At 73.1% G+C, this 20,303-nt stretch carries 15 protein-coding genes, 1 tRNA gene and 4 pseudogenes; 15 read left to right on the forward strand and 5 right to left on the reverse strand.

The window, feature by feature from the left end; all coding sequences use genetic code 11:
• Positions 1-772 precede the first annotated feature (772 nt).
• From BJF80_RS21830 to BJF80_RS21700, 13 genes and pseudogenes are all read left to right on the forward strand, one after another.
• Positions 773-2,860, forward strand: a pseudogene (locus BJF80_RS21830) (Rne/Rng family ribonuclease); the annotation flags it as partial.
• 388 nt (positions 2,861-3,248) lie between these two features.
• Complete coding sequence (gene rplU, locus BJF80_RS16110) at positions 3,249-3,563, forward strand: 50S ribosomal protein L21 (RefSeq protein WP_022925660.1); 315 nt, start codon at positions 3,249-3,251, stop codon at positions 3,561-3,563.
• A gap of 31 nt (positions 3,564-3,594) precedes the next feature.
• Entirely contained in the window at positions 3,595-3,867 is a 273-nt protein-coding gene (gene rpmA, locus BJF80_RS16115; protein ID WP_022925659.1) for a 50S ribosomal protein L27, read from the forward strand.
• An 88-nt stretch (positions 3,868-3,955) separates the two neighbouring features.
• Positions 3,956-5,461 carry a GTPase ObgE gene (gene obgE, locus BJF80_RS16120; protein WP_075815137.1) on the forward strand — a complete coding sequence of 502 codons (1,506 nt, stop codon included), beginning with the start codon at positions 3,956-3,958 and terminating at the stop codon, positions 5,459-5,461.
• A gap of 65 nt (positions 5,462-5,526) precedes the next feature.
• Positions 5,527-6,111: a hypothetical protein gene (locus tag BJF80_RS16125; RefSeq protein ID WP_075815139.1), complete on the forward strand. Its 585-nt coding sequence runs from the start codon at positions 5,527-5,529 to the stop codon at positions 6,109-6,111.
• A gap of 75 nt (positions 6,112-6,186) precedes the next feature.
• Positions 6,187-7,311: a glutamate 5-kinase gene (proB, locus tag BJF80_RS16130; protein WP_075815141.1), complete on the forward strand. Its 1,125-nt coding sequence runs from the start codon at positions 6,187-6,189 to the stop codon at positions 7,309-7,311.
• A gap of 30 nt (positions 7,312-7,341) precedes the next feature.
• Positions 7,342-8,631 (forward strand): annotated as a pseudogene (locus BJF80_RS16135) (glutamate-5-semialdehyde dehydrogenase); the annotation flags it as partial.
• A 36-nt stretch (positions 8,632-8,667) separates the two neighbouring features.
• Positions 8,668-8,886 carry a hypothetical protein gene (locus tag BJF80_RS16140; RefSeq protein ID WP_075815145.1) on the forward strand — a complete coding sequence of 73 codons (219 nt, stop codon included), beginning with the start codon at positions 8,668-8,670 and terminating at the stop codon, positions 8,884-8,886.
• A 14-nt stretch (positions 8,887-8,900) separates the two neighbouring features.
• Positions 8,901-9,473, forward strand: coding sequence for a nicotinate-nucleotide adenylyltransferase (gene nadD, locus BJF80_RS16145; protein WP_028131138.1), 573 nt, complete (start codon positions 8,901-8,903; stop codon positions 9,471-9,473).
• Positions 9,470-9,849 (forward strand): annotated as a pseudogene (gene rsfS, locus BJF80_RS16150) (ribosome silencing factor). The gene nadD and the pseudogene rsfS overlap by 4 nt, the downstream one beginning before the upstream one ends.
• A 3-nt stretch (positions 9,850-9,852) precedes the next feature.
• Positions 9,853-10,500: a histidine phosphatase family protein gene (locus tag BJF80_RS16155; RefSeq protein ID WP_075815147.1), complete on the forward strand. Its 648-nt coding sequence runs from the start codon at positions 9,853-9,855 to the stop codon at positions 10,498-10,500.
• Positions 10,501-10,563: 63 nt separating this feature from the next.
• Positions 10,564-10,636, forward strand: a tRNA-Ala gene (locus BJF80_RS16160).
• A pseudogene (locus BJF80_RS21700) lies at positions 10,600-11,274 on the forward strand (MFS transporter); the annotation flags it as partial. The gene BJF80_RS16160 and the pseudogene BJF80_RS21700, both read left to right, overlap by 37 nt.
• Before the next feature lie 226 nt (positions 11,275-11,500).
• Here BJF80_RS21700 and BJF80_RS16170 read toward each other — a convergent pair.
• Complete coding sequence (locus tag BJF80_RS16170) at positions 11,501-11,776, reverse strand: hypothetical protein (RefSeq protein WP_414899304.1); 276 nt, start codon at positions 11,774-11,776, stop codon at positions 11,501-11,503.
• A gap of 253 nt (positions 11,777-12,029) precedes the next feature.
• On the opposite strand from BJF80_RS16170, the gene BJF80_RS16175 reads away from it, so the two are divergent.
• Complete coding sequence (locus BJF80_RS16175; RefSeq protein WP_075815151.1) at positions 12,030-13,829, forward strand: L-lactate permease; 1,800 nt, start codon at positions 12,030-12,032, stop codon at positions 13,827-13,829.
• A gap of 12 nt (positions 13,830-13,841) precedes the next feature.
• Here the strand turns inward: BJF80_RS16175 and BJF80_RS16180 are convergent, their stop codons facing one another.
• From BJF80_RS16180 to aceB, 4 genes are all read right to left on the reverse strand, one after another.
• Positions 13,842-15,095 carry a (Fe-S)-binding protein gene (locus tag BJF80_RS16180; RefSeq protein ID WP_237767670.1) on the reverse strand — a complete coding sequence of 418 codons (1,254 nt, stop codon included), beginning with the start codon at positions 15,093-15,095 and terminating at the stop codon, positions 13,842-13,844.
• 121 nt (positions 15,096-15,216) lie between these two features.
• Positions 15,217-16,536, reverse strand: a complete 1,320-nt coding sequence (locus BJF80_RS16185) for an FAD-binding oxidoreductase (RefSeq protein ID WP_075815153.1) — start codon at positions 16,534-16,536, stop codon at positions 15,217-15,219.
• Positions 16,536-18,005, reverse strand: a complete 1,470-nt coding sequence (locus BJF80_RS16190) for an FAD-linked oxidase C-terminal domain-containing protein (RefSeq protein ID WP_022925645.1) — start codon at positions 18,003-18,005, stop codon at positions 16,536-16,538. The genes BJF80_RS16185 and BJF80_RS16190 overlap by 1 nt, the downstream gene beginning before the upstream one ends.
• Before the next feature lie 65 nt (positions 18,006-18,070).
• The gene (aceB, locus tag BJF80_RS16195) at positions 18,071-19,690 is read right to left on the reverse strand and encodes a malate synthase A (protein WP_075815155.1); all 1,620 of its coding nucleotides are present in this window, start codon (positions 19,688-19,690) and stop codon (positions 18,071-18,073) included.
• A 145-nt stretch (positions 19,691-19,835) separates the two neighbouring features.
• Here aceB and BJF80_RS16200 point away from each other — a divergent pair, with 145 nt between their 5' ends.
• Complete coding sequence (locus BJF80_RS16200) at positions 19,836-20,279, forward strand: GNAT family N-acetyltransferase (protein ID WP_022925643.1); 444 nt, start codon at positions 19,836-19,838, stop codon at positions 20,277-20,279.
• Positions 20,280-20,303: the final 24 nt, after the last annotated feature.

Consider the following 20,303-nt stretch of genomic DNA (forward strand, 5'->3'; position numbering starts at 1 on the left):
TACCGTCAAGGAACGGCGCGCCCGGTCTCGGCCCGAGTGGCCGGGGAGGGCCTCACCCGTGTGCGATACTGCTGAGCGGTCGAGCGCGGACCCACACCTGCGTGAGACCCGGTGCGAGTCCCTCGCGGTGCGGCCCGGAAGCAGGTCGGCACGCGGGACACGGTTGCTCGAGGTGAGCCCGGACCGGCCCGCACCGCACCGCTGGTCGGTGCCGCGCGAGTGCGCGAGCCGTCCTCGTCGGTGACACGGATGACTTCCGTCGCGGCCGGCCGGTCGCGGCGACACAGCACCCGCGCCGCGCGGGCAGTGGGGCGGTCCGACCGGCCCCGAGGTGTGGACTGGCCACGCGCGGCCTGGAAGGACACGACGTGTCTGACGAGCGCACCACCGACACCCCCACCGACGAGCGACTGACGAGCGACACCCCCGAGGCCACGTCGACGGGCTCCAGCGACACGGCGCCAGCCGGCCCGGGCGCCGCAGTCCAGGAGTCGGACGCCCCGGAGCAGAGCGACGAGGAGACTGTCGAGGAGCCTGACCGGACGTCCGAGACAGAGCCCGAAGACGCCCCCGCGGAGGCCGACGACGAGGCGTCCCCCGGGCCCGAGCCCGAGGCGTCGACCTCGGCGGTGCCGTCCTTCGGGCTGGTCTTCCAGGCCCCCGACCTGACCGACCTGCCCAAGCGCCGCTCGCGACGGGCGACCGCGGCCTCCGCCGCGCCGGCGCCGGCGGCCGAGGACCCGAGCGGGACCGGCGACGACGTTCCTCCGGGGACGACGCCGTGTCGTCCGACGACGCGGACGGGGACGACGAGCAGGGTGGGCGTGGCCGCCGTCGTCGTCGGCGCGGGGGCAAGGGGCGCAAGGCGCGCTCCGATGAGCAAGGCGACGGAGCGGCCGCGGACGGTGCCGACGAGGGTGACGACGGGACGCCGGCGAAGGGGACGACCTCGGGCGGCGGCCGGCGTCGTCACGGTGGGGACGGCTCGCAGGGCGGTTCCGGTAAGGGGGCTCAGAAGGACACCGGCAAGGACGCGGCCGTCAAGAACGGCTCCGGCGAAGGGTCCGACAACCGTGCCACGGCCGACGACACCGCCTCCGAGGGGGACGGCGGTGGCACCAAGCGTCGTCGTCGCCGGTCCCGCAGCGGCAGCGAGCGTCCGGCCAAGGACGAGGTCGCCTCCGTCAAGGGCTCGACCCGGTTGGAGGCCAAGCGGCAGCGTCGGCGTGAGGGGCGCGAGGCCGGGCGGCGCCGGACCGTCATCACCGAAGCCGAGTTCCTGGCCCGGCGCGAGAGCGTGGAGCGGGTCATGGTCGTCCGGGGCCTGGAGGACCGCACCCAGATCGCGGTGCTCGAGGACGGGGTGCCGGTGGAGCACTACGTGTCCCGCTCGGCACAGTCCACGATGGTGGGCAACGTCTACCTGGGCCGGGTCCAGAACGTCCTGCCCAGCATGGAGGCCGCCTTCGTGGACATCGGCAAGGGCCGCAACGCGGTCCTCTACGCCGGTGAGGTCAACTGGGACGCCGCCGGGCTCGAGGGCAACCAGCCCAAGCGGATCGAGAACGCGCTGAGCTCGGGCGAGTCCGTCCTGGTGCAGGTCACCAAGGACCCGATCGGTCACAAGGGCGCCCGGCTGACCTCGCAGGTCTCCCTGCCCGGCCGCTACCTCGTCTACGTGCCCGGCAACTCCATGACCGGGATCTCGCGCAAGCTGCCCGACACCGAGCGCACACGGCTCAAGAAGATCCTCAAGGAGGTCGTCCCCGACGACGCCGGCGTGATCGTCCGCACCGCGGCGGAGGGCGCTTCCGAGGCCGAGCTGCGGGCCGACGTCGAGCGGCTCACCGCGATGTGGGAGCGGATCGAGGCGAAGGCGAAGACCGCGAACGCCCCGGCGCTGCTCCACGGCGAGCCGGACATGACCGTCAGGGTCATCCGCGACGTCTTCAACGAGGACTTCGCCAAGCTCGTGGTCTCCGGCGACAAGGCCTGGACCGAGGTCAAGCGCTACATCGACGAGGTCGCCCCGGACCTCGCCGAGCGGGTGGAGAAGTACACCGGCACGACCGACGTCTTCGCCACGCACCGCGTGCACGAGGCGATCGCCAAGGCGATGGACCGCAAGGTCTGGCTGCCCTCGGGCGGGTCCCTGGTCATCGACCGCACCGAGGCGATGACCGTCGTCGACGTCAACACCGGCAAGTTCACCGGCTCCGGCGGCAACCTCGAGGAGACGGTCACCAAGAACAACATCGAGGCGGCGGAGGAGATCGTCCGCCAGCTGCGGCTGCGCGACATCGGCGGCATCATCGTCGTCGACTTCATCGACATGGTCCTCGAGAGCAACCGGGACCTCGTCGTCCGGCGGCTGCTGGAGTGCCTCGGGCGAGACCGCACGAAGCACCAGGTGGCCGAGGTGACCTCGCTCGGCCTCGTGCAGATGACCCGCAAGCGGGTCGGCTCGGGCCTCATCGAGGTCTTCTCGGAGAGCTGCGCCCACTGCTCCGGGCGCGGGGTCGTCGTGCAGTCCGAGCCGGTGGTCCGCACCGGCGGCGACGAGGGCGGCAGCAACGGCGGCGGCAAGCGTCGTGGCAAGGGCCGGGGCAAGAGTGCCGGCCCGGCCGAGCCGAAGAACGTGCTGCCCACGCCCAACCCCAACGGTCCGACCCCGGCCCAGATCGCCGCGGCGGCGCACGCCGCTGCCCTCACCGCCGGCGCGAGCTCGGAGGCGGCGGACGCCGCTGCGCAGGCCGCGGCCGGCGAGGTGACCGAGGAGGCGCCCCGGCAGGCCGCCGCGGCCACGACCGATCCGGCACCGGCGCAGGGCGCCGACGCGGCTGCCGGGTCGGACGACCCGACGGCCGCCCCGACGCACCGTCCTCCGACCAGACCACGGTCCCGGACGCCGCCGAGGAGGCGACGACGTCCGCTCCGGCTGCGGAGCAGGAGGCCGCCGCGCCGCGCCCGAAGCGCCGTCGTCGGGGTCGGGTGGTCTCACCCGCCGGTCCGCCCACCGGGGAGGTCGGCACCGACCCGGCGCCGGGCTCCGCGGAGCCCTCCGAGGCCGCCCCGCAGGACGAGTCCTGAGTTTGGAGCGACGCCGGTCGGCACGGTAGCCTGGTGCGTCGGTTCGCCCTGGAGGGTCGGCCCGGTCTCGCAGACGGCATCCCGTGTCGGCTCGACCGTGCCACAACCAGGTGCGCGTCCGAGCCCACCGCGACCAGAAGTCAGAAAGCGAGTTCAACGTGTACGCGATCGTCCGTGCTGGCGGCCGCCAGGAGAAGGTCTCCGTCGGCGACGTGCTGACCATCGACAAGGTCGGTGGCGACGCCACGGCCGGCGACACCGTCGAGCTCGCCCCCGTGCTGCTGGTCGACGGCCAGACCGTGACCACCGACGCCGACGCCCTCGGCAAGGCCACGGTCACCGCCGAGATCCTCGGCGCGGCCAAGGGCCCCAAGATCGTCATCCAGAAGTACAAGAACAAGACCGGTTACAAGAAGCGGCAGGGCCACCGCCAGCCGCTCACCCAGGTCAAGATCACCGCTATCGACGCCTGAGCGTCGTCACGAGCCACGAAGGAGTCAGCAGATGGCACACAAGAAGGGTGCGTCCTCGACCCGCAACGGTCGTGACTCGAACGCCCAGCGTCTCGGCGTGAAGCGCTTCGGCGGTCAGGTCGTCGGCGCCGGCGAGATCATCGTCCGGCAGCGCGGGACCCACTTCCACCCCGGTGAGGGCGTGGGGCGCGGCGGCGACGACACGCTGTTCGCGCTGGTCCCCGGTGTGGTCGAGTTCGGCGCCAAGCGGGGCCGCAAGACCGTCAACATCGTCGCGGGCGCGACGGAGACCGTCGACGCCTGAGGCGCGGCACGACAGACCGCAGCGACGCCGGCGGAGCCCGAGGCTCCGCCGGCGTCGCGCTGTCTGCACCACCCTGAGAGGATCACCCATGGCCAACTTCGTGGACCGTGTCGTGCTGCACCTGCGTGCCGGCAAGGGCGGGCACGGCGTCGCCTCCGTCCACCGCGAGAAGTTCAAGCCGCTCGGCGGTCCGGATGGTGGCAACGGGGGTCGGGGCGGGGACATCGTGCTGCGGGTGGACCCGCAGGTCACGACGCTCATCGACTACCACCACGGCCCGCACCGCACCGCCCCGAACGGCCGACCGGGGGAGGGGGACGAGCGCAACGGGGCCCAGGGGGAGGACCTCGTCCTGCCCGTCCCCTCCGGGACGGTGGTGACCACCCGTGGGGGCGAGGTCCTGGCCGACCTGGTCGGGGACGGCGCCGAGCTCGTCGCCGCCCGCGGCGGACGTGGCGGGCTGGGCAACAAGGCCCTGGCCTCGCCCCGCAGGAAGGCACCCGGCTTCGCCCTGCTCGGGGAGCCGGGCGAGGAGGCCGAGGTCGTCCTCGAGCTCAAGACGCTTGCCGACGTGGCGCTCGTCGGTTTCCCCTCGGCGGGGAAGTCGTCGCTGGTCAGCGTGCTGTCGGCGGCGCGCCCGAAGATCGCCGACTACCCCTTCACGACGCTCGTGCCCAACCTGGGGGTGGTCACCGCCGGCGGCGAGCGCTTCACCATCGCCGACGTGCCCGGGCTCATCCCCGGCGCCAGCGAGGGCAAGGGTCTGGGGCTGCAGTTCCTCCGGCACGTCGAGCGGTGCCACGTGCTCGCGCACGTCGTGGACTGCGCGACCCTCGAGCCCGGGCGCGACCCGCTCACCGACCTGGAGGTCATCGAGGAGGAGCTCGCCGCCTACGTGCCCCACGGCGAGCTGGGCGGCATACCCCTGGCCGAGCGGGTGCGCGTCGTCGTGCTCAACAAGGCCGACGTGCCCGAGGCGCGGGAGCTGGCGGAGATGGTGCGGCCGGACCTGGAGGAGCAGGGCTACGAGGTGCACGTCGTCTCGGCCGTCGCCCACCAAGGACTCAAGGAGCTGACCTTCGCGCTCGCGGGTCATGTGCGACGGGCCCGCGAGGAGCAGATCGAGGTCGAGCCGCAGCGGGTCGTCATCCGGCCCCGGGCCGTCGACGACCAGGGCTTCACGGTGCGTCGCGAGAACACCGCCGACGGCGAGGTCTTCCGGGTCGTGGGTGAGCGGCCGACGCGGTGGGTGCGGCAGACGGACTTCGCCAACGACGAGGCGGTCGGCTACCTCGCCGACCGGCTGGGGCGGCTGGGCGTGGAGGAGGAGCTGCTCAAGGCGGGCGCCGTCGCCGGGTCCACCGTGCTCATCGGACCGGAGCAGGACGCGGTCGTCTTCGACTGGGAGCCGACCATGGCCGGCGGCGCCGAGCTGCTCGGCAGCCGTGGCACGGATGTCCGGCTGGAGGACCGCTCCCGGCCCACCCGCGCCGAGCGGCGGGAAGCCTTCCACGACCGCAAGGACGCCCAGAGCGAGGCGCGCGCGGAGCTGGAGTCCGAGCGGCGCGCCGGTCACTGGACCGACGACACCTGAGCCAGGCTCCGACCCCGGCCCCACCATGGAGCACCCCGGCCGACCCCGGTCCGTAGGGTGTGGGGATGACCGAGATCGACGTCAGGCCCAGCCCCGCGGAGCTCGTCGACCTGCTCACCGAGCTGGTCGCCTCGCCCTGGCCGACCACGGAGTCCGAGCGCGTCGCGTGGTTCGCCGAGCACGGCCTGGTCGTGGCGGGACCCGAGCCGGAGCCCCGGGACGGTGGGTCGCAGGCGTGGGTCGGGACCGGCCCGGAGCAGTGGGGATGGTCCAGGTGCGGCTGGAGCACCTTCGAGGACGAGTTCGTCGGTGTCTTCTGGTTCCTGTGGCGGGGCACCTCGATGGAGGGGTCCGAGCTGGCGGCGCGCGCCCTGCGTGACCAGCTGGCGCAGCGGTTCGGCGAGCCGGCGCAGGAGCACGTGACCGAGCCGGAGACCGGACGGTTCACCGCCTTCTGGGAGACGCCCGGTCACACGATCGACCTCTACCTCCACGGGGGTATGCGCCCCCAGGGCGCCGAGGACCAGTTCTACGACGAGCCGGTCATCCAGCTGCACCTGGACCACGCCGAGCGGTCGGCCCGTCGCGATGCGGAGGCGCGAGAGCGCCATGGCGGCGAGGTCGCGCCACGGCCGGCGGACCAGGGCTGAGGCGCCCACGCCCGTGTGGGGCCCTCCACCTCGTGGATGCATGAGTATGCGTGACAGTGGAATAGTATTCGTCCCATGGGCTCGACCGTCGACCGCAGCGTCATCCGCGACGCGCACCGCATGGTGGTCAAGGTCGGCTCGTCCTCGTTGACCGGCCCGAAGGGCGGGTTGGACGGGTTCCGGCTGCAGGCGCTCGCGACCTCGTTGGCGAAAAAGGCGATGTCCGGCACCCAGGTGGTGCTCGTGTCCTCCGGCGCCATCGCCGCCGGGATGGTGCCGCTGGGCCTGGAGCGCCGCCCCAAGGACCTCGCGACCCAGCAGGCGGCGGCCAGCGCCGGGCAAGGGGCGCTGATGTCGGCCTACACCCGGGCTTTCACGATGCACGGGGTCCAGGTCGGCCAGGTCCTGCTCACCGCCGACGACATGCACAGGCGCAGCCACTACGTCAACGCCTCCCGCACCCTGGAGCGGCTCCTCGAGCTCGAGGTGGTCCCGATCATCAACGAGAACGACACCGTCGCGACCGACGAGATCCGCTTCGGCGACAACGACCGGCTGGCCGCCCTCGTCGCCCACCTCGTGGACGCCGACGCCCTGGTGCTGCTCTCCGACGTCGACGCGCTCTACACCGGGCACCCCGCCCGGGCCGGCTCCGAGCGCATCCCGCTCGTGGCGGGGCCCGAGGCGCTGGCCGAGGTCGACGTCTCGCGCGCCGGGTCGGCGGTCGGCACCGGCGGCATGCAGACCAAGGTGGGGGCCGCCCAGATGTCGGTCGCCGAGGGCATACCCGTGCTGCTGACGAATGCCGAGCAGGTGCACCAGGCCCTCCTCGGTGAGGACGTGGGCACCCTGTTCACCCCGGTCGGGACCAAGAGCCCCGCCCGCCGCCGCTGGCTGGCGCACGCCAGCAGCGCCACCGGTCGCGTCGTCCTGGACGACGGAGCGGTCGAGGCCGTCGTGCGCCGGCGCACCTCGCTGCTCCCGGTCGGCATCACCCGCGTCGAGGGACGCTTCAGCGCCGGGGACACCGTGGACCTGTGCGACCAGCACGGGAGCGTGGTGGCGCGGGGTCTCGTCGGCTACGGCGCCGAGGAGCTCGGGACGCTCGTCGGGCGCCGGCTGGTCCGCGACGCCGCCCTGCGCTCCAGCACCCCTGCCCCCCGCCCGGTCGTCCGTCGCGACGACCTCGTCGTCCTCTGACCACCCAGCACGAGCCCCCACCCGCAGGAGCAGCACATGACCGTCACCATCGCCCCCGACGTCACCGAGCAGGTTGCCGCGGTCGCCCGCTCCGCGCGGGTCGCCGCACGCGAGCTGGCGCTGCTGACCCGGGCGGAGAAGGACACCGCCCTCCTGGCCCTGGCCGACGCGCTGGACGCGAGGGCCGCGCATGTCGTGCAGGCCAACCACGAGGACCTGCGCCGGGGCCAGGACAGGGGCCTGGCCGCCAACCTGCTGGACCGGCTCACCCTGGACGAGGAGCGGGTGCGCACGGTGGCCGATGCCCTGCGCCAGGTCGCCGGGCTGCCCGACCCCGTCGGTGAGGTGGTCCGTGGGTCGACCCTGGCCAACGGCCTCCAGATCCGCCAGGTCCGGGTGCCGATGGGCGTCGTCGGCATGATCTACGAGGCACGCCCCAACGTCACCGTCGACGCCGCGGGCCTCGGGCTCAAGAGCGGCAACGCGGTCATCCTGCGCGGCGGCTCGGCGGCCGGGTCCACCAACGCCGCCCTCGTCACGATCCTGCGCGACGCGCTCGAGGCGAAAGGCATCAACCCCGACGCGGTCAACCTGCTGTCCGAGGGCGGCCACGACGCCGCCCGGGCGCTGATGACCGCCCGCGGCCTGGTCGACCTGGTGATCCCGCGCGGCGGCGCCAGCCTCATCCAGACGGTCGTCACCGAGTCCACAGTCCCGGTCATCGAGACCGGGGTGGGCAACTGCCACGTCTACGTCGACGCCAGCGCCGACACCGACATGGCCACGGCGATCGTCACCAACTCCAAGACGCACCGCACCTCGGTCTGCAACGCCGCGGAGTCGCTGCTCGTGCACCGGGACGCGGCGCAGCGCGTGCTGCCGCCCATCATGCGTGAGCTCGCCGCCGCCGGCGTCACCGTGCACGGCGACGCCGGCGTGCAGGGGTATGCCGAGGCCGCCGGGGCGGCATACCAGCCGGTCACGGAGGAGGACGACGACACCGAGTTCCTCTCCCTGGACATCTCGGCACGGGTGGTGGACGACCTCGACGCGGCCCTGACCCACATCCGGGAGCACACGAGCGGCCACACCGAGGCGATCGTCACCGCCGACCGGGCAGCGGCACGACGCTTCACCACCGAGATCGATGCGGCAGCGGTCCTCGTCAACGCCTCGACCCGGTTCACCGACGGCGGCGAGTTCGGCTTCGGTGCCGAGATCGGGATCTCCACGCAGAAGCTGCACGCCCGCGGCCCGATGGCGCTGCCCGAGCTCACGACGACCAAGTGGGTCGTCGAGGGGGACGGGCAGGTGCGCTGACGCCGAGCCGTCCCGGTGCGGAGGTAGAGTGTCACCATGACGCCCGCGCAGTTCTTCGTCGCGGCCGCCGAGGAAGGCGGCCACCACATCGTCAACGAGCTCCCGTTCCCGCCGATCATGTTCGGCGTCTTCGCGATGCTCGCCTTCCTGCTGCTGCTGGGCTTCCTCTGGGCCTTCCGCAACACGCTGGCGCTCGACCCGCACGGTGTCGCGGACGGCAAGCACGACCCCGACATGGGTCGAACCCAGCACTGATGCGTCTGGGGGTGATGGGTGGGACCTTCGATCCCATCCACCACGGCCACCTGGTGGCCGCGAGCGAGGCGGCGCACCTGCTGGGCCTGGACGAGGTGGTCTTCGTGCCCACCGGCCAGCCCTACCGCAAGGACGCGAGCAAGGTCACCGACGCCGAGCACCGCTACCTCATGACCGTCATCGCGACCGCCTCCAACCCGTCTTTCACGGTCAGCCGGGTGGACGTCGATCGGGACGGTCCGACCTACACCCGCGACACGCTGCGCGACCTGCGGGCGGAGCGGCCGGACGACGAGCTGTTCTTCATCACCGGCGCCGACGCCCTGGCGCAGATCCTGTCGTGGAAGGGCGTGGACGAGCTGTGGGACCTCGCCCACTTCGTCGGGGTCACCCGCCCGGGCCACGTGCTCACCGACGCGGGGCTCCCCGAGGACAAGGTGACCCTGCTCGAGGTGCCCGCCATGGCGATCAGCTCCACCGGCTGCCGCGAGCGCACCGCGGAGGGCGACCCGGTCTGGTATCTCGTGCCGGACGGCGTCGTCCAGTACATCGGCAAGTACGACCTCTACCGGAAGGACCGTGAGTGAGGGCCACGCAGCGTGCGATCGAGCTCGCCCAGGCCGCCGCGGCCGCGGCGCAGGACAAGTTGGGGCAGGACGTCGTCGGTCTCGACGTCTCCGGCCAGCTCGCCCTGACCGACGTCTTCGTCATCGCCTCGGCGCCCAACGAGCGGCAGGTCGGTGCCATCGTCGACGCGTCGAGGAGCGCCTGCTCCAACTGGGGGCCAAGCCGCTGCGCCGCGAGGGGCAGCACGAGGGCCGGTGGGTGCTGCTGGACTTCAGCGACATCGTCGTGCACGTCATGCACGCCGAGGACCGGGAGTTCTACGCCCTGGAGCGGCTCTGGAAGGACTGCCCGCCCGTGCTGCTCCCCGAGCCCGGCACCCCTGCCGGCGAGAGCTGAGGTATGCGGCGGGTCATCGTCTGGCGGCACGGCGAGACCGAGCACAACGCCGGCGGCATCTACCAGGGCCAGCTGGACACCGAGCTCTCCGTCCGCGGTCGCGAGCAGGCCCGGCGTGCGGCCGAGGTGCTCGCCGCGCGGGGGGTCGTGCGCCTGGTGACCTCCGACCTGACCCGGGCCGTCCAGACGGCGACCTGCCTGGCCGAGCGGACCGGGCTGCGGACCGAGCCGGACGCGCGGTTGCGGGAGATCCACGTCGGCCGGTGGCAGGGGTTGACCCACCAGGAGGTGCTCGCCCGCGACCCCGAAGCGCAGCAGGCGCTGGAGCGCGGCGAGGACGTCGTCCGGGGCCAGACGGGGGAGCGGGTGGCCGATGTCGCGGCCCGTGCCCGGGCGGCTTTCGAGGAGGTCGTCGCCGACCTGCCCGAGCACGGCCCCGCCGTGCTGGCCTCCCACGGTCTGGCGTCCCGCGCCCTCGTCTGCGCCGTCGTCGGCCTGGACTTCCAGCAGGCCTCGCAGGCCCTCGTCGGGTTGCGCAACTGCCACTGGGCCGAGCTCGTGGAGCATGCCACCGGATGGCGCCTCGAGGCCTGGAACGTGGGGGTCCCGGAGGACCACGCGGTGCCGACGATCGCCCACCCCGTGCCCTGACCAGGGATTTGGCGATTGCCGAGGGCGCTGGGTAAAGTAGTCCAGTCCTCACGGGGCCACCCCGGGGCTGTGGCGCAGTTGGTAGCGCACCTCCATGGCATGGAGGGGGTCAGGGGTTCGAATCCCCTCAGCTCCACCGGACGAGCGGGCCGGACACCACCAGGTGTCCGGCCCGCACGCGTGAGAGGAGGGGGTCGGTGCCGCGGCACGAGGACGCCTTCCGGCTGCGGGACATCGCCCTGCCGGCCGTCGCCCCCGAGCATCGTCAACGCGGTCGGCCTGAGCGCCGTCACCCCGGTCCTGGCGCTGCACGCCCGCGACCTGGGGGCCAGCGTCGGGCAGGCCGCACTCGTCGTGGCGCTGCTCGGCCTCGGCAGCCTGCTCGGGCCGGTGCTGGGCGGTGTGCTCATCGGCGCCACGGGCCAGGTGTCGTCGGTCTTCTGGCTCGGTGCGGCGATGGGGCTCATGGCCGCGCTCGTGGTGCGGGCCGCGCCCGACCTCACCGCTGGTCTCGAACGGACCCCCGGCACGCCGGCCCCGACCCGGGTGCTCTCCGTGATCTGGGAGCACCGGCGAACCCTCGCCTCGGTCGGCAGCGCGGTGGTCGTCATCTCCGGGGCCCGGACCCTTCGGATCACCCTGCTGCCCCTCTGGGCCGAGCAGATCGGCGTGTCCGCGGCCACGACCTCCCTCGTCTTCGGGCTGGCGGCCTTCTCGAAGATCCTGCTCTTCTACCCCGCCGGCTGGGTGATGGACCGCTACGGCAGGAGCGTCGCGGTCACGGTGGTGCTGCTCATCGGTGCCGGGGTGCTGCTCCTGCCGCTGAGCCAGGGCCTGATCGGCTTCACCCTCCTCGCTCTCCGGCCTGACCCTTCTCGCCCCGCTGGCGGTGGCCTGCGTCACGGCGGGCACGGTATGCCTGCTCGGCGCCGGGTGGGTGGCGCACCGCGTCGGTCGCATCGACCGTCGGCGACGGTCGGCCGACGGGTGACCGCAGCCCTCACAGGTCGGGGAGATGCCTGCGGACCTCGGCCAGGACCCGGTCGAAGACGTCCTCGTCCAGCTGCGCCCCGGTGCGTCGCACCGCGTCGCGTTCGAGCCGCAGCAGCCGGTCGACCCGCGCCTCGCTGGGCCGACGTCGGTGGTCCCAGTCGCCCGAGCCGATGTCGGTCCAGTACCGGCCCGCCGCAGCCTCCTGAGCGGCGTCCCGGTCGTGGTCCTGGCCGGTGAGCGGCAGCGCGAGCAGCCGCGGCCCCTCGCGCCCGATGACCAGCACCGGCCGGTCCTTGCCCTAGGAGGCGTCCTCCTCGTAGGGCACCCAGGCCCAGACCACCTCGCCTGGATCGGCCCGGTCGTCCGCCACCGGGGCATACCCGAGGCGTGGTCGGTCCTCCATGGTGTGCACCCTACCGGCGCATCCGGACGGCCTCGGGCCCGTCGCCAGCGCGACGGGTCGGTCATGGGCTACAGTGCGCCCAGGTGACGGCGCGCCGAGGAGGGGGCGTCGCCCTGCGAGGAGAGGTGTCGACGTGGACAACCTGGCTGTGCTGAGCCTGTTGGCGATCGCGCCGATCGCCGTCGTGGGGGTCCTCCTCGCCGGGTTGCGGTGGCCGGCGAAGCTGGCCATGCCGGTGGGGTATGCCGTGACCGTCGTCATCGCGCTCGTGGTCTGGCAGATGCGCCCCACCGCGGTCGTCGCGGCGACGCTCGAGGGCCTCATCATCGCGGTCACGCTGCTCTACATCGTCTTCGGCGCCCTGCTGCTCCTGGCGACCGTCATCTCCAGCGGGGCGATGGCCACCATCCGCTCCGGGTTCACCGCGATCTCCCCGGACCGCCGGGTGCAGGCCATCATCATCGGCTGGCTCTTCGGGTCCTTCCTCGAGGGCGCCTCGGGCTTCGGCACGCCCGCCGCGGTCGTCGCCCCGCTGCTCCTGGCGCTGGGCTTCCCCGCGATGGCGGCGGTCATGGTGGGTCTGATCATCCAGTCCACCCCTGTCTCCTTCGGGGCCGTCGGTACGCCGATCATCGTGGGGGTGGGCACCGGCCTGCAGGGCGGTGCCGGGGTGGAGCAGCGCGCCGGCGAGCTGGGTCTGGACTACGACGGGCTCATCGCCGAGATCGGCTTCCAGGTGGCGGCGATCCATGCGGTCGTCGGACTGCTCGTGCCGCTGCTCATCGCGGTCTTCCTCACCGGGTTCTTCGGCGAGCGACGCAGCTTCGCCGAGGGACTGAAGGTGTGGCCCTTCGCCCTCTACGCCTCGGTCGCGATGACCGTGCCCTCGGTGCTCGTCGCCCGGTTCTTCGGCCCCGAGTTCCCCTCGCTCCTGGGCGGGCTGGCCGGGCTCGCGCTGGTGATGTTCACCTCCTCGCGCGGCTTCCTCATGCCCGACCGGGAGCACACCTTCGACTTCGGGCCGCGGTCCGGCTGGCAGGAGCGCTGGATGGGCACGTTGGACACCGACCATCTCGGTGACCTGGACACCCGTCGGATGGGCCTGGTGACGGCGTGGTTGCCCTACGTCCTCATCGCGTTGCTGCTGCTGGCGACGCGGCTGGTGGAGCCGCTCACCGCGGCGCTGCGCTCGGAGAACCCCGCGGTGACCCTCCCCTTCGAGGACCTGCTCGGCACCGGGATCTCGACGACCTGGCAGTGGCTCTACAGCCCGGGGACCGTCTTCATCCTGACCTGTCTGCTCACCTACGCCCTGCACCGCATGAGCGCCCGACAGATCAGGCAGACGTGGTCCGTCGCCGGTCGGCAGATCCTCGGCACCGGGGTCGCGCTGCTCTTCGCGGTGCCCCTCGTGCGGCTGCTCATCCGCTCCGGTCCCGAGTTCACCGAGTCCGGCCTGGCCTCCATGCCGGTCACCCTGGCCGAGGGCGCCGCGGCGGTGGCGGGCTCCAACTGGCCGCTCGTCGCGCCGTGGATCGGTGCGCTGGGCGCCTTCGTGGCCGGCTCCAACACGGTGAGCAACCTGACCTTCTCGCTGTTCCAGTTCGCGACCGGTGAGGAGATCGGGGTGGCGCCGGAGAGCGTGGTCGCCGCCCAGGCAATCGGTGGTGCCGGTGGCAACCCGGTGGCGATCCACAACATCGTCGCCGCCTCCGCGACGGTCGGGCTGCTGGGCCGCGAGGGCGACCTCATCCGCAAGACCGCCCTGGTCACGGCCTACTACTGCCTCGCCGGCGGCGCCCTCAGCTACCTGTGGATCTATGGCGTCGGGCTCAACCTCGGGCTGCTCCAGCTCGTGGCGCTGCTCGCCCTGCTGGTGGGGCTCGTCGTGTGGGCGCGCCGCCGCGACGCGCGCACCCACGTGGGCGCGTGAGGCGACGGGGCGTCAGCGCACCGGCACCCCACGGATCGAGGCGTCCAGGAGCGAGGCCGTGTGGACGAAGGGCAGGGGCCGCCCGGCCCGCTCCAGCGCCTGGGTGATCTGCATGAGGCACCCCGGGTTGGCGGTGACCAAGAGCTCGGCGCCGGTGCGCAGGATGGAGGCCGCCTTGCGGTCGCCGAGCTCGGTCGCCGGCTCGGGGTTGAGGATGTTGTAGACCCCCGCCGACCCGCAGCAGATCTCGCCGTCCGGGATCTCCACCAGCTCCACCCCGGGTATGCCCCGGATCAGCTCGCGCGGCGCGCTCACCACGCCCTGGGCGTGCCGCAGGTGGCAGGCGTCGTGATAGGCGACCGTCAGCTCGGGCCCACCCAGCCCGCCGGTGCGCAGCGGGTGGCGCTGCGCGACCGGTCCCAGCTCGTGCAGGAACTCGGCGAGGTCGCGCACCCGGTCGCTGAACGCGTGGGCACGCTCGGCATACGCCGGGTCGTCGGCGAGCAGGTGGACGTAGTCCTTCATCGTCGACCCGCATCCCGCGGAGTTGACCACCACGGTCTCGACGCCGGCCTCCTCGAAGGTGTCGATGAGCCGGCGGGCGAAGCCGATGCCCTCCTCCTCGCGGCCGGTATGCACCGAGAGGGCGCCGCAGCAGCCCTGGCGCGCGGGCGCGACCACCTCGCAGCCCTCGGCCGCGAGCACGCGGGCGGTCGCGGCGTTGACGTCGCCGAAGAACTCCCGCTGGACGCACCCGGTGAGCATCCCGACCACGGCCCGGCGGGTCCCGACGGCAGGGGTGCGTTCCGGCACCATGACGCGCGGGCCCAGCGGCGGGGCGAGCGACTGCATGACGTCGAGCTCGGGGCTGACGCGCCCGACCAGGCCGCTGCGTCGCACCAGGCCGAGCGCACCGGAGCGCTGGGCGGCGCGCAGCGGGCCGCGCAGCGCCCGCAGGCGGGTGGGGTAGGGGAACAGCGAGAAGATCAGCCGCCGCAGCGCGCGGTCCCGTCGCGGGCGGGTGACGCGGCGCTCCACCTGGGCGCGGGTCGACTCCAGAATGCGGTCGTACTGCACGCCCGACGGGCAGCTGGTCACGCAGGCCATGCAGCCGAGGCAGGCATCCAGGTGGCCGACCGTCGCGGCGGTGAGGGGCGCGCCCTGCGCCGCGGCCCTGATCTGGTCGATGCGACCGCGCGGGCTGTCCATCTCCTCGCCCCAGAGCTGGTAGGTGGGGCAGGTGGTGAGGCAGAAGCCGCAGTGCACGCAGTCGTCGAGCAGGTCCGGGTCGGGCGGCCGCAGCGCGTCGAAGGCGGCTGCGCCAGCACGGCGGACTCGATCCCCCGGACCCGGGGCATACCGAGGTGGGTGTGGCCTCCGGTGCTCATCACAGTCCTCCCACGAAACGGCCCGGCGCCAGCAGGCGCACGGGGTCGAACTCGGCCTTGACCCGGCGCATGAGATCCAGACCCGGCACGGAACCCCACGTGGCCTCGGCGTCGAGCCCTGCCTTGACCGCCGGCGGTGCGTCCAGGACCACGGTGGAGCCACCCAGCCGCAGGGTGAGCGCACGGACCTCCTCGACGGCGCGACGGACCGCGTCCGGGGCGGTGCCCTCGGGGAGCCGGGCGTGCAGCACCCCCACCCCGGCCGAACCGGTCACCGCGAACCCCCGGTCCGTGGCCTCCCGCACCAGCTCGGGTATGCCGCTGAGCCGGCTCGTGGCGCGCACCAGGGTCGGACGGGCCGACTGGTCGGCGTCGGTCTCGTCGGTGGCGGTCCCGTGCGTTCCGGTCTCGTCGGCGAGGAGCTGGGCCGTCTTCTCCGGGGGGCCCTCCGGGCCGACCACCGCCACCGACGGGCCGGCGAGGTCGGGCGACCCCAGCTCGGCCGCCAGCGTCTGCGCCCGCTCCCGGGTGCCCTCGACCGAGCCGCCGAGCCCGATGCTCAGCAGCGGGTCGGCCCCGGGCCGTGCCGAGACCTCCAGCGTGCGGGGCGCGAGCTGGGAGGCGACGAGGAGGGCCAGGGCCGGGCCGAGGCGGTCATGGGGGACCCGGGCGAGCACCGTGGCCTCTTCCTGGGGGAGGGGGTGCAGCCGCACGGTGACCTCGGTGACGACGGCGAGCGTGCCGTAGGAACCGGTCAGCAGCTTGGCCAGGTCGTAGCCCGCGACGTTCTTGACGACCTTGCCGCCGCTGCGGGCGATCGTGCCGTCGGCGAGCACCAGCCGCACCCCGATGACGAGGTCGCGCAACGGCCCGGCCCACAGGCGCCGCGGCCCCGACAGCCCGGTGGCCACCGCGCCCCCCAGGGTCGAGCCCGCGCCGTCGGCACCGCGCCCCGCGGCGAGGTCGTCGACGACGAGCTGGTGCCCGCCCCCGGCGAGCAGGTCGCCGAGCCGGGCCAGCGGCATACCGGCCCCCGCCGTCGCGACCAGGTCGCCGCGGGAGTGCTCGACCAGCTCGTCCATAGCGCCGGTCTCGAGGATCACGTCCACCCGCTCCGGCGCCCGCCCCCAGGTGAGCTTGCTGCCGTGGCCCCGGACGACGACCGCAAGACCCTCGGCGTGGCAGGCCGCGAGCAAGGCCGAGGTCTGCTCCGCGCAGGACGGTCGCGCCACGGCCTGCGCCGGCACCCCGTCGACCGTGTCGGCCTCGCCCGCCGGGCGCACCGCACAGGCTCCCGAGAGGCGCTCCACCACCGACATCAGAAGACCTCGGCGCCGTCCACCACCGGCTCGTCGGCGGCGTGGACGACCCGCGGGCGCTCGCCGCACATGCGGGGGGTGGGGTAGATCTTGCCGGGGTTGGCCAGGTGCTGCGGGTCGAAGGCGCAGCGCACGAGCTGCATCGTCTCCAGGTCCTGGTCGCCGAACATGCGGGGCATGTAGCGCGCCTTGTCGGCTCCCACGCCGTGCTCCCCGGTGATCGACCCGCCGTGCTCGATGCAGAGGTCCAGGATCATCCCGGAGACCTCCTCGGCCCGCTCGGTCGCGCCGCTCTGCGCCGCGTCGAAGAGCACCAGCGGGTGCAGGTTGCCGTCGCCGGCGTGGAAGACGTTGGCGACCCGCACGCCGCGCTCGCGGGAGATCCGCCCCATCTCGCGCAGCACCTCCGGCAGCGAGGTCCGCGGCACCACGCCGTCCTGGACGATGTAGTCGGGAGAGATTCGCCCCACCGCCGCGAAGGCCGACTTGCGGCCCTTCCAGATCTCGGCGCGCTCCGCGGCGTCGGTCGCGGCGCGGAACTCGAAGCAACCCTGCCCGTCGCAGAGCCGCCGCACCTGCTCCAGCTCGTGCGCCACCTCCACCTCCGGGCCGTCCAGCTCGACCACCAGCACGGCGCCGGCGCCCTCCGGGTAGCCGCACGACACCGCCTCCTCGGCGGCCTCGATCGCGAGGGCGTCCATGATCTCGATCGCCGCCGGGACGATGCCGGCGGCGATGATCGCGCTGGTCGCCGCGCCGGCCTCGTCGGTGCTGGCGAAACCGGCCAGGCAGGTCCGCACGTCGTGCGGCAGCCGGGTCAGCCGCAGCGTGGCGCGGGTGGCGATCCCGAGGGTGCCCTCGCTCCCGACGAAGGCGCCGAGCAGGTCGTAGCCTGGGGCGTCCGGTGCCTCGGTGCCGAGGGTGACGTGGTCACCCTCGGGCGTGACCACGTCCAGGGAGAGCACGTGCCCGGCGGTGAAGCCGTACTTCAGGCAGTGCGCGCCGCCGGAGTTCTCCGCCACGTTGCCCCCGATCGAACAGATCTGCTGGCTGCTCGGGTCCGGGGCGAAGTAGTACCCGTGCGGGTTCGCCGCGTGGCTGACCTGGAGGTTGATGACCCCGGGGTCGGCCACGGCGCGCTGGTCCTGCGGCCGGACGTCGTGCAGCGTGCGGAGCCGGCTGGTGACGACGAGCACCCCGTCGGCGTGCGGCAGGGCGCCGCCGGACAGCCCCGTCCCCGAGCCACGGGCGACGAAGGGCACGCCGTGGCGCGCGCACGCCCTGACCGTGGTCGCGACCTGCTCCGCGTCCTCGACGAGGACGACCAGCCCGGGCCGGACGCGGTATGCCGCGAGCCCGTCGCAGGCATACGTGTCCCGCTGCGAGGGGTCGGTGACCAGCGTGTGCGCCGGCAGCGATCCGCGCAGGTCCGTGAGGAGATCGTCCATGGTCCGCTCGTGCTGCGTCATCGTCACTCTCCTCGACGGCCCCGTCCGGGCTCGTCCTGTCACCCTAGCCGCCAGCGCGGACGGACTCAGGGCATGGTCTCGTAGGCCGGCACGGTGAGGAAGTCGGCGAACTCCTCGGCGACGGCCACCTGCAGGAAGAGCTCGGTCGCCGCGCGGTGCTCGTCCGCGCCACCGGGCAGCTCCTCCAGGACCTGGTCGGTGAGCTTTCGGACGAGCTCGGGGGTGACCTTCTCCCCGGTGTCGTCCAGGGTGATGCCCTGGTGCAGCCACTGCCACACCTGGCTGCGGCTGATCTCCGCCGTGGCGGCGTCCTCCATGAGGTTGTGGATGGCCACGGCGCCGCGGCCGGTGAGCCAGACCGAGAGGTAGGCGATGGCCACCTCGATGTTGGCCTTCAGCCCCTGCTCGGTGACCTCGCCGGGGGTGGAGGCGACGTCCAGCAGGTCGGCGGCGCGGACCTGGACGTCCTCACGGGTGCGGTCGAGCTGGTTCGGCCGGTCGCCGAGCACGGCGTCGAAGACCTCCCGGCAGGTGGGCACCATCGCCGGGTGGGCGACCCACGACCCGTCGAAGCCGTCACGCGCCTCCCGCTCCTTGTCGGTCCGGACCTTCTCGTAGGCCGCGGCGTTGACCTCCTCGTCGTTGGCCGGGACGAAGGCCGACATGCCACCGATGGCGTGCGCGCCGCGTCGGTGGCAGGTCCGCACCAGCAGCTCGGTGTAGGCCCGCATGAACGGGGCGGTCATGGTGACGGCGGCCCGGTCGGGTAGGACGAAGTCGGCTCCCCGGGTGCGATAGGTCTTGATGACGCTGAAGAGGTAGTCCCAGCGCCCCGCGTTGAGCCCGGCCGAGTGCTCGCGCAGCTCGTAGAGGATCTCCTCCATCTGGAAGGCCGCGGGGTAGGTCTCGATGAGGCAGGTGGCGCGGATCGTGCCCTGCGGTATGCCGAGTGCGTCCTGGGCGAGGACGAAGGCGTCGTTCCAGAGGCGGGCCTCGAGGTGGTGCTCCATCTTGGGCAGGTAGAGGTAGGGACCCTTGCCGGCGTCCAGCTGCAGCTGGGCGCTGGCGCACAGGTAGAGTGCGACGTCCACCAGGCCTCCCGCGACCCGCTGCCCGTCGACCGTGATGTGCTTCTCGTCCAGGTGCCACCCGCGCGGGCGCATGACGATGGTGGGGAGCTGCTGCTGGTCGGTGGTGGTGAGGGCATACTCCTTGCCCTCGGGGGAGGTGAAGGAGATCGTGCCGCTGATCGCGTCACGGAGGTTGATCTGACCCTCGACGACGTTCTCCCACAGCGGGGTGTTGGCGTCCTCCTGGTCGGCCAGCCACACCCTGGCCCCGGAGTTCATCGCGTTGATCGTCATCTTGCGGTCGGTGGGGCCGGTCATCTCGACGCGGCGGTCGACCAGGCCCGGCGCCGGGTCGGCGACCCGCCAGGTGTCGTCGGCGCGGACCTGCGCGGTCTCGGGCAGGAAGTCCAGGTCCTCGCCGTCGGCGACCCTGCGCACCACGTCGGCGCGGGCGGCCAGGCACTCCTGCCGTCGCGTCTCCAGCGAGCGGTGCAGCTGCGCGACGAGCTCGAGGGCCGGTCGGGTGAGGATCTCGTCGTAGCCCGGACGCAGCTCGCCGGTGACCAGCACCCCCTCGGGCAGATCCAGGGTGATGTGGGCGTCGGTGCTGGCCATGAGACTCCTCGGCATTCCGTCTAGGGGAAACAGATATCCACTGGTCGGAAGACACAGTATCGTCTCGACGTGGAGATATCTACGCCCTGACCGGTGGTGCCGCGCCCTGTGGCAGGCCCGCGCGTGCTCACCTAGTCTCGGTGCCGTGACCGGACACGAGATCGTCATCACCGCTGACGACCGACCGGCGCGAGAGGAGCTGCTGGGCCTCTACGACGCCGTCGGCTGGTCCGCCTACACGACCGACCCCGACGCCCTGGAGGCGGCCGTGGCCGGGTCCACCCGGGTCGTCACCGCCCGCTACGGCGGGGAGCTCCTGGGCCTGGCCCGGGTGATCTCCGACGGGGCCAGCATCGCCTACCTGCAGGACGTGCTCGTGCGCCCCGAGCTGCAGCGCGAGGGCGTGGGCCGGGCGCTCGTGGTCGCGGCGCTGGAGCCCTTCGAGGGGTGCCGGCAGAAGGTGCTCCTGACCGAGGACGAGCCGCGGCAGCGCGCGTTCTACGAGGCGCTGGGCTGGACTGAGATCCGTGACCACGCGGAGGGGCGGCTGCGGGCCTTCGTGCAGCTCAGCCAGCCTGGTGTGAGCTAGGTCACACATCCGGAGGAGTGCCCG

This window comes from Serinicoccus sp. CUA-874, assembly GCF_001942225.1.
GTDB classification, from domain to species: domain Bacteria; phylum Actinomycetota; class Actinomycetes; order Actinomycetales; family Dermatophilaceae; genus Ornithinicoccus; species Ornithinicoccus marinus.